Source organism: Solirubrobacter ginsenosidimutans (assembly GCF_027587205.1).
Window position 1 is genome coordinate 1 of record NZ_JAPDOD010000042.1, and the last position, 17,229, is coordinate 17,229.

12 protein-coding genes are annotated in these 17,229 nt (G+C 72.2%); 7 read left to right on the forward strand and 5 right to left on the reverse strand.

Features of this window, described 5'->3' with window-relative positions; all coding sequences use genetic code 11:
- Positions 1-164: 164 nt before the first annotated feature.
- Both OM076_RS46455 and OM076_RS32740 read right to left on the reverse strand, forming a co-directional pair.
- Complete coding sequence (locus OM076_RS46455) at positions 165-1,277, reverse strand: glycosyltransferase (protein WP_270044359.1); 1,113 nt, start codon at positions 1,275-1,277, stop codon at positions 165-167.
- Between the two features lie 161 nt (positions 1,278-1,438).
- Positions 1,439-3,691 (reverse strand): glycosyltransferase, encoded by a 2,253-nt coding sequence (locus OM076_RS32740; protein ID WP_270044360.1) that lies wholly within the window; start codon positions 3,689-3,691, stop codon positions 1,439-1,441.
- Positions 3,692-3,806: 115 nt separating this feature from the next.
- Between OM076_RS32740 and OM076_RS32745 the strand changes: the two genes are divergently transcribed.
- From OM076_RS32745 to OM076_RS32755, 3 genes are all read left to right on the forward strand, one after another.
- Positions 3,807-5,834, forward strand: a complete 2,028-nt coding sequence (locus tag OM076_RS32745; RefSeq protein ID WP_270044361.1) for a glycoside hydrolase family 31 protein — start codon at positions 3,807-3,809, stop codon at positions 5,832-5,834.
- Between the two features lie 11 nt (positions 5,835-5,845).
- A complete protein-coding gene (locus tag OM076_RS32750; protein WP_270044362.1) occupies positions 5,846-7,453 on the forward strand; it encodes a MopE-related protein in 1,608 nt (535 codons plus the stop codon).
- Positions 7,454-7,544: 91 nt separating this feature from the next.
- Positions 7,545-8,321, forward strand: coding sequence for a phosphodiester glycosidase family protein (locus tag OM076_RS32755; protein ID WP_270044363.1), 777 nt, complete (start codon positions 7,545-7,547; stop codon positions 8,319-8,321).
- Here OM076_RS32755 and OM076_RS32760 read toward each other — a convergent pair.
- Positions 8,318-9,025: an SIMPL domain-containing protein gene (locus tag OM076_RS32760; RefSeq protein ID WP_270044364.1), complete on the reverse strand. Its 708-nt coding sequence runs from the start codon at positions 9,023-9,025 to the stop codon at positions 8,318-8,320. The two genes, OM076_RS32755 and OM076_RS32760, sit on opposite strands and share 4 nt — an antisense overlap.
- A 90-nt stretch (positions 9,026-9,115) precedes the next feature.
- Here OM076_RS32760 and OM076_RS32765 point away from each other — a divergent pair, with 90 nt between their 5' ends.
- Both OM076_RS32765 and OM076_RS32770 read left to right on the forward strand, forming a co-directional pair.
- On the forward strand, positions 9,116-9,805 hold the full coding sequence (locus OM076_RS32765) for a response regulator transcription factor (RefSeq protein WP_270044365.1): 690 nt from the start codon (positions 9,116-9,118) through the stop codon (positions 9,803-9,805).
- Positions 9,806-9,811: 6 nt separating this feature from the next.
- The gene (locus OM076_RS32770; protein ID WP_270044366.1) at positions 9,812-11,200 is read left to right on the forward strand and encodes a sensor histidine kinase; all 1,389 of its coding nucleotides are present in this window, start codon (positions 9,812-9,814) and stop codon (positions 11,198-11,200) included.
- On the opposite strand, the gene OM076_RS32775 is transcribed toward OM076_RS32770, so the two are convergent.
- A complete protein-coding gene (locus OM076_RS32775; protein ID WP_270044367.1) occupies positions 11,156-12,100 on the reverse strand; it encodes a TAXI family TRAP transporter solute-binding subunit in 945 nt (314 codons plus the stop codon). The two genes, OM076_RS32770 and OM076_RS32775, sit on opposite strands and share 45 nt — an antisense overlap.
- Before the next feature lie 134 nt (positions 12,101-12,234).
- On the opposite strand from OM076_RS32775, the gene OM076_RS32780 reads away from it, so the two are divergent.
- Positions 12,235-14,817 (forward strand): M14 family metallopeptidase, encoded by a 2,583-nt coding sequence (locus tag OM076_RS32780; RefSeq protein ID WP_270044368.1) that lies wholly within the window; start codon positions 12,235-12,237, stop codon positions 14,815-14,817.
- Here OM076_RS32780 and OM076_RS32785 read toward each other — a convergent pair.
- Positions 14,786-15,736, reverse strand: a complete 951-nt coding sequence (locus tag OM076_RS32785; RefSeq protein WP_270044369.1) for a cation diffusion facilitator family transporter — start codon at positions 15,734-15,736, stop codon at positions 14,786-14,788. The two genes, OM076_RS32780 and OM076_RS32785, sit on opposite strands and share 32 nt — an antisense overlap.
- A gap of 77 nt (positions 15,737-15,813) precedes the next feature.
- Between OM076_RS32785 and OM076_RS32790 the strand changes: the two genes are divergently transcribed.
- Positions 15,814-17,115, forward strand: coding sequence for a glycosyltransferase family 4 protein (locus OM076_RS32790; protein ID WP_270044370.1), 1,302 nt, complete (start codon positions 15,814-15,816; stop codon positions 17,113-17,115).
- Positions 17,116-17,229: the final 114 nt, after the last annotated feature.

Here is a 17,229-nt window from a genome sequence, read left to right on the forward strand (position 1 = left end):
CGCGCCGTCACGCGGCGCCGGTGCGCCGGGGCGAGTCGCGCCGTCACGCGGCGCCGGTGCGCCCGTCCCGTCTCGCGCCGGCGGCGCTCCTAAGACGTCGCGGAGCGCGCGCTCGGACGGGGTGCGCGTCTCGCGCCAGGGGGGTTCGGGTGTCGGTGATGCGGTCACACAGCTCTCCTCTGCGCGACGAGGTGTTCCAGGTCAGCGAGCTCGGCGGCGAACGCTCGCTCCCAGCGGTTGGCCGCGGCGAAACGCGCCGCGGCGAGGCGATCGGGGGTGGCGGCACGCGCACGCTCGATGGCGTCCAGGAGCGCGCGTGGGTCACCCGGGGGGAAGGTGTTGACGAGCTCGCCGAGCAGCTGCGCGGACGGAGCGGTGGTGCAGGCGACGGTCGAGGCGCCGGAGGCGGCGGCCTCGAAAGCGACGAGCCCGAACGTCTCGAGCTCGCCCGGCATGACGACGCAGCGCGCGCTGCGGTAGGCCGAGGCGAGGGCGTCGCGGTCGCGCTCGTGCGGGACCAGCCGGACGCGGTCGGTGAGCCCAAGTTTGCGGATCCGCGTGTCGACGGCACCCTCGGCGCTGCCGCTGCCCATCAGCCACAGCGGCCATGGGTCAGCTGACCGAGCGGCCGCCTCGAGCAGCTCGAGCACGCCCTTCTCGCGCCCGATCCGGCCCGCATAGAGCACGTGGTCGCCGCGCCGCTCGTCGCCCTCGGGATAGAACGCGGAGTCCAGCCCGAAGCGCAGTGGCAGCGTCGCTGCGCGCCCGGTGTCGCCGCGCGGGTCGCACGCGGACATCACGCCGTCGGCGCGGGCGTACGCCCGCCGCAGCCACCCGCCCAGCCCGGCGCGATAGAGGCGGGTGGGGCCGGGGAGCGCGTTGGCGTCGAGGTCGAGCGAGCCGTGGTGGACCATCACCACCGGCACGTCGATCGACTGTACCGCGCGCGGCGCCCAGAACGGATCGTGCAGCAGCACGACGTCAGGTTCGAGCTCGCGCAGAAGGTCGACCAGAGGTCGCGTTCCGATCGGCCAGCGGTAGCCGTTGGAGTGCGCGACGCGGATCGCGGGCAGCGAGCACGTTTGGCCGGTCACGTCGCGCGCGGCACCGGGCACCACCAGTCGGTGCTCGAACGCGCCTGTGCGCCGGGCGAAAGCCGACTTGGCGTCGAGGTAGGTCCGGATGCCGCCCGAACGCTCCCCGTACCACATGGCCACATCCACCACCCGCAGCGGGCGGGCGGTGACCAGCCGCAGCGCCGGCCGCTTGGATACCACATGCATACCGGGGTCTGACCCCGGTGTACGAGATGTATCCAACGTGGATACCGCGTGGATACTGGGGTCTGACCCCGGTATACGCGTTGTATGCATGTGTGGGTGGGTGCTGCTCTCGGCGGCGAGGGCGCCGCTTGGGCTGCGCTCACCGCCGGCGAGGTTCATGCCGCGCGGACCCCCGCGGCGCCGCCCTCGTGAGCGGCGAGTGCGCGGCGCCAGCCGGCGCCCAGTGCAGCGAGCGAGGCGTCCCAGGTGCGTTCGCGGACGGCCGCGATGCCTCCTGTCGCCAAGCGGCGCCTCGACGAGGGGTGGGCGGCGAGGCCCGCGACGGCGTCGGCGAGGGCGCTGGCGCGCGGCGGGCACAGCACGCCGGAGCGGCCGGAGGCGATCAGCTCCGACGGGCCGCCCGCGTCGACGGCGACGACCGGCAGGCCCGACGCCTGCGCCTCCAGGAGCACCTGCCCGAACGTGTCGGTCTGCGAGCAGAAGAGGAAGAGGTCGGCGTCGGCGTAGGCGCGGGCGAGCGCGTCGCCTTCGAGCCAGCCGAGGAAGGTCGCGGCCGAACCCAGCCGCAAGCGCAGCGCCTCCTGCTCGGGCCCGCCGCCGGCGAGCACCAGCTCCAGGCGCGGGTCGCGCGCCCGCGCGGCCAGGAAGGCGTCGGCCAAGAGGTCGACGCCCTTCTCCTTGGTCAAGCGGCCCGCGTACAACACGCGGACGCGACCGTCGGCCGCGCGGGTGCGCAGTGTGGGGGAGAAACGGCTGAGGTCGACGCCGCGGTCCCAGCGGCCGATCTTCGCGTCGTCGATCCCCAAAGCGCGAAGGCGCCCGTCGGAGACCTCCGACGGTGACAACACCGTGTCGCAGCCGCCGTAGAACGCGCCCAGCGCGACCTCGACGCCCGCCGCTAGCGCGTCGTCGCCCGACCGCAGCGCCGTGTAGGCGGTCAGCTCGGTGTGGTAGCTGCCGGTGATCGGCAGGCCCATGACGCGGCCGATCATCGCCGCGGCCACACCCGCCGGCCCGGGCGAGCAGAGGTGCAGGACGTCGTAGCGGCCCTCGGCCAGCGCCTCGACGACCGCCGGCAGCGACGGCACGCCGATCTTCAGCCCTTGGTAGAAGGGGATCTCGACCTCGGCGACCGAGCTCAGGCGGCGGTCGACGTGCTGGTCGGTGCCGATCACCTCGACGTCGAAGCCGGGCACGCCGCGCTCGCGGATCTCGTCGATCGTGTGCGTGACGCCGTGCATGCCGCCGATGCCGTCGGCGACCAGCGCGACCCGCACCGGCTCACCCTCGCGGGTGGCGAGCTTGCCCTTCTCGCGCCCGAGGAACGCCGTGGCGGGCGCGTACGGGATCGCGGCGAAGCACGCGGTGAAGAGCTCCGAGGCGGCCGCAGCGATGCGAGACGGATCGCTGACCGCGGTCTCCACGGCGTGCTTGAGCTTGCGCTCGTGGTGCCGGCGCGCGCGGCGCTCCAGATCGGCATGCGAGAACCCGTCGGACTGCAGCAAGGCCAAGAGCTCCGCCTCGCTCATGCGGAGGTCGACCGCGTCCAGCCAGGCACGCAGCAGAGCGCGCGCGTCCTCCGGCCCGAGGTCGCAGCCGATGGCGCCGCTGCGCGCGTCGCCCTCCGTCATCACCCGCTCGACCATCCGCAACACGGCGGCGGGATCGGGAGCGGCGGTGCCGTCGCCGCGCCCCAGAGCGCGGATCGCGAGCGCCATCGCCGCGTGCGCCCACTTGGCGGCGGAACCCTGCTCGCCGTGCGCGCTCACCCGCCCGCCGCGGATGTGGGCGAGGAACTCCTGCGGCGTGGCCGCCGAAGGCGTCATCGACCAGGTGCGCCCGATGTCCACGCCCGCGTGATCGTCGGACCCACCCACGCCGGTCCCGCCGTGCGTCTCGACGTAGATCGCGGCCGGATGGTTGAGCTCACGCGCCCGCGAGCCGTTGCGGACCTCCCAGATGTCGAAGAGCTGGGCGAGCCGGCGGCGGTGACGCGGGAGCAGCGGCGCCTCGACCGCGTAGAAGGGATGCGCGAGCGCGCAGGTGATCTCCTGCTCGTGCAGGTAGTTGGCGACGACCTCGACGTCGTCGGAGTGCGCCTGCAGCCACTCGTGGTCGCCGGGCGTGATGCCGAGGCAGAGGATGTGCACCGCCTGGGGTTCGCCCTTGAAGAACGCGGTGAGCTCCTCGGACACGAAGACGTCGGGCCGGTCGGCGATCGTCAGCACGCCGTCGATCGTGTCGTGATCGGTGATCGTCACGAAGTCCATCCCCCGGCGCTTGGCGAGGGAATAGACCTCCTCCGGCGGCGTGGCGCACTCGGGCAGGCCGAGGGCGCGCTGGACGCCGAGCTTCGACTCCTCCGACGCCGTGGAGTGGCAGTGGAGGTCCGCGCGGCTGGTCTTCATGTCTCTGGAGAATCGAGCGCGTTAGCAGGTCCTTTGTAATCAGGCGGGCAACACGGAGTGACTGTCCTGTGAACGGTCTGGGGGCAGACGCGATCCCCGGCGAAGGTGGGTCGTCATGAAGCTCGGCGTACGCACCTGGGCGGGTACCGCGCGGGACGAGTTCATCCAGCTCACCGAGGGCGTCATGGCGGCCGAGGATCTCGACGATCCGGTCGACGGGGCGGTCCGGTCGAAGGTCGAGCGGATCTCCCCCCACCACGAGATCGTGACGGTCGCCGCACCCGCCGGCGTGCACCGCATCGGGCTCGTGCTGCCCGGTCACCCGCAGCAGCAGTTCATCGGCCTCGGCGCGCGCCACGGCCTGCACGTCGACCAGTCCGGCCGCAGCCTGCAGCTCGGCGCCGACCGGGCGTACACGGGGCCCGACTGCCCGCCCGACATGCTCGAGCTCGGCGGCATCCCGCAAGGCGACTACGCGCCGGTGCCGTGGCTGCTCAGCTCGCGCGGGTGGGGGGCGTGGGTCGAGACCGAGGGTCACGGCGCGCGGTTCGAGCTCGGCGACGAGGTCGTCCTCTCCACCCGCCGCGACGCCGGCCCGCTGAAGGTCCACCTGTTCACCCACGCCACCCCGCACGCCCGCCTGCGCGCGTTCCTGAAGCTCACGGGGCTGCCGCCGGTCCTCCCCGAGTGGGCGTACGGGCACTGGAAGAGCCGCGACGTCTACAACCACGAGACCGAGGCGCAGGCGGACTTCGACGGCTATCGCGAGCACGACCTCCCGCTCGACGCGATCGTCCTCGACTCCCCGTGGGCGACGCAATACAACACGTGGGAGTTCAACCCGCACCAGTTCCCCGACGCCGCGGGCATGATCGAGCGCTGGCGGGCGGACGGCGTGCGCACCGTGGTGTGGGTCGCGCCGTGGGTGAACCTGGACTCCGACGACGGCCAGTACCCGCCCGACGCCGAGTCCGCCCGCCTGCACCGCGCGCCCGCCCCCAACTACGAGCCCGAGATGTTCGTGCGCGACGGCGAGGGAGAACCGCTGGTCGCCAAATGGTGGATGGGGACGGGCTCGCCCGTGGACTTCACCTCGCCGCGCGCGGAGGAATGGTGGCGCGAGCAGGCCAAGAACGTGCTCAAGCTCGGCGTCCAGGGGATCAAGGCCGACGACGGCGAAGGCTGGTACATCCCCGACGACGCGCAGTTCGCCGACGGGACCATCGGCGCGCAGTCCGCTTGGGGACACGGCCTGAAGTACCGCCGCTCGATGCAGCGCGCGCTGGACGAGGTGCACCCCGGCGAGGGCGTCCTTTTCGGCCGCCCGGGGTGGACCGGACAGCAGGCGGTCGGGGTGACCTGGGGCGGCGATCAGCCCTCGGACTTCTGGTCGCTGCGCACGCTCGTCGCGGCCACGCTCACCGCGGCCGCGTCCGGGTTCAGCAACTGGTCGCACGACGTCGGCGGCTACCTCGGCGAGAAGCTCGTCGCGCGCTGCCCGAAGGAGCTGCTGCTGCGGTGGGTGCAGTTCGGCTGCTTCACGCCGCTGATGCACGCGCACGGGCGCTTCGAGCAGGAGGCGTGGACGTACGACGAAGAGACGCTCGAGGTCTACCGCGCGCACGTGTTGCTGCACGAGCGCCTCGTCCCGTACGTGCGCGCCGCGGCCGCCACGGCGGCCCGCACCGGGCTCCCGATCGTGCGACCGGGAGCGCTGATCGGCCATCGCGACTGGGCGGTCGCCGATGCCTACGGCTACGGGCCGGCGCTGTGGGTGGCGCCCGTGTTGGAGAACGGCGCGCGCGAGGTCGAGGTCGACCTGCCCAAGGGCGACTGGATCGCCACCTGGGATCTGTCCGAACACGCCGGCGGCGGGACCGTGGTCGCCCCGGCACCGCTCGATCGCATCCCGGTGTGGGTGCGGCGCGGAGCGATCGTCGTCACCTATCCGGCGGCCCATGTCGCGCGCGGGCTGGGCGACACGCCGGAGTCCGAGCGGCCGCTGGAGGCGACGCTGTGGGGCGAGCCGCCCTGCGGACGGGCGGCCGCCCGACTGGTCGATGGAACAGTCGTGCGCTTCCGGCGCGGCCAATGGTCGGTGAGTGAGGACCGGGAGGTCCACTTCCTCACGCGCGCCATGTAGCGTCGCGCGCCATGCGTATCGTCGCCCTGCTCGCCTGCCTGTTCGCCATCGTCGCCATCCCCGCCTCCGCCCACGCGTCCGAACTCGTCATCGGCGTCTACGTGCAGGGTCCGGGCACGATCACGAGCAACGGGCTGCCCGCGCCGTGCGTGTCGACGGGGGCGACGGGCGTCAAGAAGCTGTGCGGCCTGGTCACCGTGGGCGACGCCGACCGGGTCGCGTCGTTCGAAGCGGGCTTCAGCGCGGTGGCGAAAGCCTCGCAGCCGAACCAGTCGACCTTCACCAACTGGACCTGCCAGGCGGACAACGGCGTGAGCTGCACCGACTGCGTGAGCGCCGCGAACTGCCACTTCTTCTCTCCGCTGACGGACGGCAAGTACTCGATCACGGTCACCGCCAACTTCTCCGACACCACCGCGCCGGCCAAGCCGCTGATCACGCCCACGTACAGCACGACGGTCGACCGCCAGGTCTCGTTCGGGGTGAGCGCCAACGACACGATCGCGAGCACGTCGTGTGCGCTCGGCGGGACGCCGTTCGGCGCGTGTCCGCCGGGCAACGCCTACGTGCTGCCCGAGGGCACCTACTCGTTCTCGGCGACCGTCACGGATCCGTCGGGCAACACCAGTCCGAGTACGACGACCACGTTCCAGATCGTCGACACCGCGCTGGTGGGCGGGCCGAGCGGGTCGTCCTCTGACCCGCGGCCGACGTTCACCTACGCATCACTCACCGGCTCGGCGTTCGACTGCTCGCTCGACGGCGCCGCGTACTCGGCGTGCGCGACCAACGGCACGCACCTCGGGCCGCTCTCCGAGGGGCAGCACACGTTCAGCGTGCGGGCCAAGTCCGGCAGCGCGTTCGATCATGTCCCCGCGACCCGCACCTGGACCGTGGACACCACGCCGCCGGTCACGACCCTCGACCCGTTCTCCGGCCCCGGCCAGGGCGCGTTGCAGGCGGTCGACGCGGAGACGTTCGCGTTCAGCCTCAACGAGGCGGGTGCGATCGAGTGCAGCCTCGACGGCGCGCCGTTCACGGGCTGCGCGAGCCCCGCGTCGTTCAGTGGCCTCGCCCCCGGCGCGCACACGTTCAGCGTCCGCGGCACCGACCTGGCCGGCAACGTCGGCGGACCCGCCACGCGCAGCTGGTCGGTCGCCGCGCGCGACGGCGACGGTGACGGCTCCGATCTCCGCGCGGACTGCAACGACGCGAACCCCGCGATCCACCCGGGCGCGGCCGAGATCCCCGGCAACGGCGTCGACGAGAACTGCGACGGGGCGGATGGGCCTGCCGTCGTCGGCGCGGCGAAGCGGCTGACGTTCACGCTCTCGGCCTCCGGCAAGGGCACCAAGCTCACGAAGCTGCGCCTCACCAAGGTCCCGGCGGGCGCGACCGTGACGGTCACCTGCAAGGGCAAGGGCTGCCCCAAGGGGCTGACGAAGAAGGGCTACGTCAAGCGCAACGCGCCGAGCTCCGTCAACCTCGCCACGTACATCAAGCAGCGCATCCCGACGACCGCGACGATCACCGTGACCGTGTCCAAGACCGGCGCGACCTCCGCGGTCCGGACCCTGAAGACCCGGACCGCCAAGGCGCCGCAGATCACTTCGCGCTGACAGGTCGGCGCAGGTGGGACCGCAAGTCGGGCGAACCTATGCCAACGGCCTATTCACAACCTTTGCGTGGATGGCCACGATCCTGTGACCCATGGCGTTCGCTTCGGTTGAACCGCTCAAGCTGCCCCGCCTGGGCCGGGTGCGCAGCGCGCGCGTCGAGTTGGCCGACGGCGCCCGGACGATGGTGCACGTCGCCCGCTACGACACCGCGACGACCGAGCTGCGCGTCGCGGTGCTGCGCTCGCAGGCGCGCCTGGAGCCGTGGTGCGCCGCCCGCGGCTACGACGAGGCGCTCGTCGGCGGCTTCTTCGTGCGGCCGGACGCGCTCCCTCTCGGTGAGGTGCGCACCCGCGGTGTCGCACGCCGTTTCGTGCCGTTCCACGCACCGTGGGACGGCGTGCGCGCGTGCGTCCACGTGCGCGGCGGCGTCGCGTCGATCCGCCCGCGCAGCGAGATCGCCGCACAGCCGGCGGGCGACCTGCTGCAGGCGGGGCCGCTGCTGGTGCGCGACGGCGCCGTCGTCTTCGCGCGCGCCGACGACACCGAGGGCTTCAGCGCGGGCGAATCGCAGTTCGACTCCGACATCACGGACGGCCGGCACCCGCGCGCGGCGCTCGGCCTCGCCGACGGCCGGATGTTCGCCGTCGCCTGCGACGGACGCTCGCGCCACGACTCCGGGCTGACCCTGGAAGAGCTGGCCGAGTTGATGGTCTCGCTCGGCTGCGGCGCGGCGATGAACCTCGACGGCGGCGGCTCGACGTCGCTGGTCAGCGGCGGCCGGCTGCGCAACCGGCCGCGGTCGGCGTGGGAGCGACCCGAGCCCGGCGGCCGCCCCGTCTCCACGGCGCTGCTCTTCCTCCCGCGCTAAACCGCGGGCGCGGCGGTGTAGACCACCCGCACGCTCTCGACGAAGTCCTGCGTACCCGGCAACACCGTCGTCGGCGTGTTCCCCGGGCTCTTCTGAGCGCCGCCGCTGGCCCCGCTGGAGTCGCTGAAGCCGGAATCGCCACTCGGGTCCAGGTCGACGCTCCGCACGCCCGTGATCCGCAGACCCGCGACGGCCGCGGCGTCGTCGGCACGCCGGCGCGCGTCGGCCAGCGCCGCCCGCGTGGCGAGCGTCCGGCCGAGCGACGGATCGGCGAAGCCGAACTCCGGATCGCCGATCGAGTCCGCGCCCGCGGAGGCGACGGCGTCGATCAGCGGCGCGAGCCCCGCGACGGCGCGGACGTGGATCACGATCGTCTGCTGCGCGCGGTAGCGGACGCGCTTGCGCTTGCCGACGCGCTCGCGCTGGATCGTCAGCCCGACGGTGCGGATGTCGGCGTCCGCCACACCGCCGGCCTTGACGGCCTTCAGCACGGCGTCGATCCGGCGGTTGGTCGCGTTGCGGGCGCCGCGGGAGGTCGGCGCCACGCGCTCCACACCTGCCGAGAAGTCGGCGACGTCGGGCGTCAAAGTGGCGGTGCCCTGCCCATCGGCGGCGATGGTGGGCGTGGTGTCGATCGGCTGCTGCTGGGCCGCAGCGGGAGCGGCCAGCAACGCGAAGAGGGCAAGGACCAGAAACGGGCGCATGGCGAGTGTCTACCAGCTTTGGTCAGAACTCCCTCACGGTTCGGCGGACCGGGCGGTCCGTCTGCGAAGGCGAGTGGTAGCGTTTGCCACGTGAGGGTGCTGGTCGTCGAAGATGACGACCGAGTGGCGGGGGCCCTGTGTGATCTACTCGGTCGGCATGGATTTGCGACTGCGCGCGCGGCGGGCGTGACGCAGGCGCTGGCACAGCTGGATGACGCTGTGGATCTCGTCCTGCTCGACCTCATGCTCCCCGACGGCGACGGCTTCGACCTGTGCGCGCGGATTCGCGCGAGCCGCGACGTGCCGATCGTCATGACCACGGCGCGCTCGGACCTGCGCTGGCGCGTGCACGGCCTGCACCTCGGCGCCGACGACTACCTCGTCAAGCCCTACGACGCGCGCGAGCTGATCGCCCGGATGCTCGCGGTGCACCGCCGTGTCGCGTCGGGCGCGCGCGCCGCCCGCCCGCCGGCGCCCGCCGACGATGTGCGCGTCCTCGACGTGGGCGGCGTGCGGATCGACCTCGGCCGCCGCGAGGTGACGGTCGCCGACCGGCCCGTGGCGCTGACCCGCAAGGAACTGGCGCTGCTCGAGGTGCTCGCCGAGCATCCCGGGCTGGTGGTGCGGCGGGAGCGGTTGCTCTCGCGCGTGTGGCGCTCGGCGCACGAGTTCGACGCGCACACGTTGGACGTGCACGTCGCCGCGGTGCGCTCCAAGACCGGCGTGCGCAGCGTGATCGAGACCGTACGCGGCGTCGGGTACCGGCTCGGCACGGGCTGACGCGCGGTGCGCACGCGGCTGCTCGGTCTCGTCGGCGGGTTGATGGCGGTCGTGCTGCTCGCGCTCGGCGTCCCGCTGGGCATCGACCTCGCGTCCGTGCGCACCCAGCGCGTGTTCCTCGACCGGCTCAACGATGCCAACCGCTTCGTCCAGGTCGCCCAGCAGCAGGGCGATCGTTCGGTTCTGGCGGCCAAGCTCGCCCGCTACGAGGAGGTCTACGGGATCGTCGTCGCGGTGCTCGACCACAGCGGCCGCGTCCGCGCCGCCTCGCGCCCCGGCCTGCGCGCGCAGAGCCTGACGGCGCCGGCCCAGCGGCTCGCCACGGTCGCGCTGAGCGGCCATCACGGCGAGCCGCCGCACGCGATCTGGCCCTGGACGGGCGCGCCGCTGGTGGTGGCGCAGCCGGTGATCAACGGCGGCGACGTCGTCGGCGCCGTCGTCACGCTCTCGCCGACGGACCGCCTGCGCCGCTCGGTCGCGCGGGCGTGGCTCGTGGTCATCCTCGGCGAGCTGATCGCGGTGATCGGCTGCGCACTGCTCGCCTCGCGGCTCACCCGCTGGATCCTGCGCCCGGTCCTCGACCTCGACCTCACCGCACACGAGATCGCGACCGGCCGGATGGCGGCGCGCGCGCTGGACGGCAGCGGGCCGCCGGAGCTGCGGCGCCTGACCGGCTCGTTCAACGTCATGGCGGCCAACGTCGAGCGGATCGTCGAGCGCCAGCGCAACTTCCTCGCCGACGCCTCGCACCAGCTGCGCAACCCCCTGAGCGCGCTGCTGCTGCGGCTGGACTCGCTCTCGCTGCGCGCGCCCGACGGTTGCGAGGCTGAAGTGGACGCCGCCGCGAGCGAGGGCCGGCACCTCGCCGGGATCCTCGAGCGGTTGCTGCACCTGGCGCAGGCCGAGGAGGCGGATCCGCTGCCCGAGCGCATCGACCTCGCGCCGATCGTCGAGCGGCGGATCGAGGCGTGGTGGCCGGCCGCGCACGCGAAGGGGATGACGATCGGCCGCAGCGGCGACGCGCACGTCGAGGCGATCGCCGACCCCGTCGCGCTCTCGAGTGCGCTCGACGTGGTCCTCGACAACGCGGTCAAGTTCGGGCCGGCGGGCTCGACCGTGCGCGTGTCGGTCGAGCACGCCGCCGACGGCGCGCTCGTCGCCGTGCGCGACGAAGGCCCGGGGCTGGGACCCGACGAGCTCTGCCGCGCCAGCGACCGGTTCTGGCGCGGCCGCCGCCACCAGAACGTCGACGGCTCGGGCCTCGGCCTCGCGATCGCGCGCACGCTGCTCGAGCAGAGCGGCGCGCGGCTGGAGCTGCGCACGTTGCAGCCGCGCGGGCTGGAGGCGAGCCTACGGTTTGGTGTCGCGGAACCAGCGCAGCGCGGCGGCGTGTAGCGGTACGGGCGCGGTCTCGATCGCGGCGCGGCGGTCCAGCGCGACGGCGGCCGGGACGGCGCGGGCGATCGCGGCGCGCCGTTCGAACAGCGTCGCGACGACGAGCCGGATCAGCGCCGCGTCGGCGCCGGCTGGAGCGACGATCAGGTTCGGGACCGCGAGCGTCGACACCTGGCGCGCGAGGCCGTAGGTCCCGCTCGGGATCGCGGCGGCCCGGTAGGACGCGCCGTAGCGCGCCTGCAGGCGGTCGACCAGGCGGTCGAGGGCGAGCAGGCGCACCGGCTCCTCGCGCGACAGCGCCTCCACACCTGGAGTCGGCAGGCCGCCGGACCAGAAGAAGGCGGCGATGCTTCCGTCGCGCAGCGCGGCGACGGACGCGTCGAGGCTGAGGCCGACGTCGTGCAGCTTCCCCTCGCGCTCGCCGAGCAGGCGCTCCGCGATCAACCGCGTGCCTGAAGCCGACGGCCCGATCGAGACCGTGCGACCGGAGAGCTGGGCGATCGAACGGACCCCGCTCGACGCGGGTACCACGACGTGCAGGTAGTCGTCGTAGACGCGGGCGAGCGCGGTGATCGGGACCCGGCGCGCGAACGGCGCGGCGCCCTCGGTCGCCACCGCGGCGGCGTCGGCGGCGGTGAAGGCCAGCGTCGCCTCGCCGTCGTCGACCTTGCGCAAGTTCTCCATCGAGCCGCTGGTCGCCACGACGTCGACCCGCAGGTCGGGCGCGCGCGCCTCGAGCTCGTGCGCGAGGGCCTGCGCGTACGCGTAGTAGACGCCGGTGGTGCCGCCCGCCGCGATCACCACCCGTCCCCGCGGGGTGCTCGCGCCGTGCGCCGTCAGCTGCACGCACCCGGCCAGCGCGAGCGCCGCCAACACCCCTGTGACCACGGCGCGGAGCACCCGGTCATCTAACCATCGGGCAACGTCAAATCTTCCTCAAATCGGCTCGGCCTGCGGGCGGCGCGAGCGTAGTGTCGCCCGCGGTTTTATCTAACGACCTGAGGTGGGGTATGAGGTCAAGATTGAGGGCGGCGATGGCCGCTCCGGTGGCTGCTGTCGCGGCCGCCGCGGTCGTCGTATCGCTATCGGCGGACACCACGGTGGCGAGCAACGCCGCGGTGACGATCCCGACGCCGGAGTCGGCGTTCGGGTTCACGCCGTGTCAGGACTACAAGCTGGCGAACTACACGCAGATCAGCTCGTATTTCCATCAGCTCGACAACGCCAGCGACCGCATGCAGGTGGTCAGCCTCGGGCAGACGTCCGAGGGTCGCGACCAGGTGATGGGCATCGTCTCCGCGCCGGAGAACCTGACGCCCGCCAACCTGGCGAAGTACCAGGACATCGCCAACCGCCTCGCCCACGCGCGCGGCCTCACCGACGATCAGGCGCACGACCTCTCCAAGCAGGGCAAGGCGATCGCGTGGATCGACTTCGGCATCCACTCGACCGAGGTCGGCCCGCCGCAGACCGCGCCGCAGTTCGCCTATGACCTGCTGACGTCCAACACGCCCGAGACGAAGTCGATCCTCAAGAACGTGATCACGCTCTTCGTCCCGAACATCAACCCGGACGGCGGCGAGCACATCCCCGACTGGTACATGAAGTACGTCGGGACGCAGTTCCAGGACTCCGACTATCCCGAGCTCTACCAGAAGTACTCGGGGCACGACGACAACCGCGACTGGTTCATGTTCAACCTGCCCGAGACGCGCAATCTGGGCAACGTGCTGTGGCACTCGTGGTATCCGCAACTGGTCTACAACACCCACCAGACCGCGGCCTACCCGGCGCGCATCTTCCTGCCGCCGTTCAAGGACCCGATGAACCCGAACATCCCGCCCGAGGTCACGCGCGGGATCAACTTCCTCGGCGACGCGATGACGCAGCGCCTGGATCGCGAGGGCAAGGTCGGCGCCGTCTCGCGCCAGCAGTACGACCAGTGGTGGAACGGCGGCCTGCGCAGCGCTCCCGCCTTCCACAACCAGATCGGGATCCTGTCCGAGACCTCGCACGCGTCGGCGACGCCGGTCTACGAGGACCCGACCAAGTTTCCCAAGACGTTCCCGTACCAGGAGGTCTCGACCTCCGAGCCGTCGGCGTTCTACCCGAGCCCGTACAAGGGCGGCATGTGGCACCTGTCCGACAGCTGCTCCTACATCGAGTCGACCGGCTGGGAGCTCCTGCACACCGCCGACGTCGGCCGCGAGAATTGGCTCTACGGCCAATACCGCATGGGCAAGCAGGCGATCGACGCCGGCGGCAACACCGCCTACGTGATCCCGTCCGACCAGCCGGACTTCCAGACCGCGACCAAGATGGTCAACGTCCTACGCCAGGCCGACCTCGACGTCGAGCAGGCCCAGTCCGCCTTCAAGGTGGGCGACAAGACCTACCCGTCCGGGAGCTTCGTCGTCCGCGAGGCGCAGCCGTTCCGCGCCGACGTGGTCGATCTGATGAACCCGCAGACCTATCCGGACCGGCGCAACCCGGACGGCACGCCCGAGCGGCCGTACGACATGGCCGGCTGGACGCTGCCGTACCAGATGGGCGTCAAGGTCGACAAGGTCACGCAGTCCTTCATCGCCAACACCAAGCCCGTCGACACCGCGCCGGTCCCGGCCTTCAACGTCCCGGTCACGGCGCCCGCCGCGGCCTACGCGATCGACGCGCGCGTCAACGACAGCTACACCGCCGTGCTCGCGCTGCTGAAGGCGGGCGAGACCGTCACCCGCACGACCGCCGCCGTCACGACCGACAAGGGCTCGTGGCCGGCCGGCACGTTCCTCGTCACCCCGCGCGCCGGCGCCGACCAGCGCATCAAGGCGCAGGCCAAGCAGCTCGGGCTCACCGTCGCCTCGGTGGCGACCATGCCGACCGGCACGGTGGCGGTCACGCTCCCGCGCGTCGGCCTCTACCACGGCTATCCGGGCAACTCCGACGAGGGCTGGACCCGCTACGTGTTCGACACGTCCAAGATCCCCTACAAGCAGCTGCACGACGACGAGATCCGTGCCGGCAACCTGAAGGACAGCTACGACACGATCATCCTCCCGGACGCGTCCTACAACAGCATGCTCAACGGCGCCCGGGCGGGCTCGCTGCCGGCGAAGTACACCGGCGGCATGACCCAGGCGGGGGTGAACAACCTGAAGGCGTTCGTCCAGGCGGGCGGGACGCTGGTCGCGATCAATGACGCGACGCAGCTGCCGATCCGCGCGTTCTCGGGCTTCCCGATGACCGACGTCACGGCGGGCGTGCCGAGCACCGGCTACTACTCGCCGGGCTCGATCCTGGCGGGCGTGGTCGACAACAAGAACCCGCTGACCTGGGGCATGGGCGACACCGCCGACCTGTACTCCGACGGCAGCCCCGCGTTCTCGGTGACCGCCGGCGCGACGGGCGTCACCGCGCCGGTCACGTACCCGACGTCCAACGTCCTGCGCAGCGGCTGGCTGCTGGGTGAGAACGTGATCGCGGGCAAGACCGCGGTCGCCGACGTGTCCTACGGCGACGGTCACGTGGCGATGCTCGGCATCAGCGTCCAGCACCGTGCCGAGTCGCACGGCACCTACAAGCTGCTGTTCAACTCGCTGCTGGAGGGGGCGGAGCACTAGCTCCGTCGCGGATCTCGATCTCGAGGAGATCTCCGCCCTCGTGATCGACCTGGAGCGTCGTGTGCTCGATCCCGAAGCGATCGTGCAGCACGGCCTCCAGGTCCATCCGCGCCCGGTGGCAGTCGTCCTCGGTGCCGACGAGCACGTGGGCGGACAGCGCGGGGAAGCCGGAGGTGACCTCCCAGACGTGCAGGTCGTGGACCTCGTGGACGCCGCCCACGCCCACCATCGCGTCACCCACCGCGCCGACGTCGATGTTCTTCGGTGCCGCCTCGAGGAAGATCCGGCCGGAGTCGCGCAGCAGCGCCCACGCCGCCCGCAGCATCACCGCGGCGACGAACAGCGAGGCGATGCCGTCCGCGCGGTCGAAGCCGGTCAGCAGGACCACGGCGCCCGCGATCGCGGTGGCGATGAACGCCACCAGGTCCGTCAGGACGTGTTGGAACGCGCCTTCGACGTTCAGTGACGTGCGGTCCGCGCCGTGCAGCACGACGGTCGCGGCGATGTTGACGACCACGCCGATGAGGGCGACGACGAGCACGATCCCGCCCTCGACCTCCGGCGGATCGATCAGCCGGCGCACGCCCTCGTAGACGATCAGCAGGCCCAACACGAGCAGTGTCGCGCCGTTGAACTGGGCCGAGAGGATCTCGGTGCGCTTCAAGCCGTAGGTCAGCGCGCCCTTGGCGGGCCGGGCGGCAAGCCGCAGCGCCACCAGCGCCAGCGCCAGCGCCGCCGCGTCGGTGAGCATGTGCGCCGCGTCGCTGAGCAAGGCGAGCGAGTGCGCCACCACGCCGAAGACGACCTCGACCGCCATCAGCCCGAGCAGCAGGCCCAGCGCGATCCGCAGGCGGCTCGCCGAGGCGTCCGCCGGAGCGTGGGAATGCCCGGGGGCGTGGTCGTGGTGGTGATGGCTCACGCCATCAATGATGAGACACCCGGCTTGGGTATGTTCACACCCTGTCCACAAATCGTTTACAGCCGTCGCGGGTCCTGATGGGCCTGATCTTCTATCCACGGGGCGGCTCCGCCCACGTCGCCCGCAACCTGGCCTCGTCGCTGCCGCCGGCCGGGTGGGCCGCGAGCATCGTCAGCGGCTCGATCACGCTCCCGGACGGTTTCGGCGACGCCGGCCGCTTCTACCGGGGCCTCGACGTCCGCCCGGTCGACATGACCCGCGCGCTGCACGCCGCCGACCCGATGGCGGCCGATCCGCCGCTCCATCCCTCCTACGAGGACCGCGTGGACGCGCCGGACACGCTCTTCGCCAGGCTCGACGACGAGCAGGCCGAGCACCAGGTCGCCGCCTGGGCGCGGGCGCTGCAGTCGGCCGGGGCGATCCATGCCGACGTCCTGCACCTGCACCACCTGACGCCGCTCTATGAGGCCGCGCTGCGCGTGGCGCCCGACGTGCCGATCATCGGCCACCTGCACGGGACCGAGCTGCTGATGCTCGAGGCGATCGAGCATGACCCGTTCCGCTGGCCGCACGGCGAGGCCTGGGCCGAGCGCCTGCGCCGCTGGGCGGCCCAGGCGCACCGGCTGATCGTCCTCACCGAGACCGCCCGCGACCGCGCGGCGCGGCTGCTCGGCGTCGATCCCGACGTCTGCATCCCGGTCTCCAACGGCTTCAACCCCGAGCAGTTCGGGCCGCGCTCGGTCGACCGCGTGGCGCTGCATCGCGGGCTCGGGGTCGAGCTCGACGCGGACACGCCCGTCCTGCTCTATGTCGGCCGGTTCACCGAGGTCAAGCGCATCCCGCTGCTGATCGAGGCCTACGAGCGGGCCCGCCCGGGCTTCAAACAGCGGGCGCCGCTCGTGATCGTCGGAGGGTTCCCGAACGAGTTCGAGGGCGAGCGCCCGCAGGACGCCATCGCGCGCACGCACGCGCAGGACGTCCACCTCGCCGGCTGGCACGACCACTCAGAGCTGCCCGACATCCTCGCCGCCAGCGACGTGCTCGTGCTGCCGTCGGTCAAAGAGCAGTTCGGCCAGGTGATCGTCGAGGCGATGGCCTGCGGGCTGCCCGCGATCGCGGTCGACGCGTACGGCCCCGCGGAGATTGTCGACCACGGCGAAACCGGCTGGCTGGTCGAGCCCGATGACCTCACATCGATGACCAATGCGCTCGTCGAGGCCGTCAATCGCCCGGCGGAGCGTCGGCGCAGGGGCGCCAATGCCGCCCGGGAAGCGCATGCGCGCTACGCCTGGCCGGCGCTCGCCCGGCAGGTCGCCGAGATCTACGAAGACGCCGTCGACGCAACATCGTTGCGTGAGAATGCCGCTTTGAGCGGCTGATCACTGCGTCGGACGCATGACAACGAGGGTCGGGCATTTTGCTCATGCCGGACCCACTGCTACCGTTTTCGCTCCCTTCCGAGCCCTCGGATGGGGCTTCGCGTCCCCCCACCC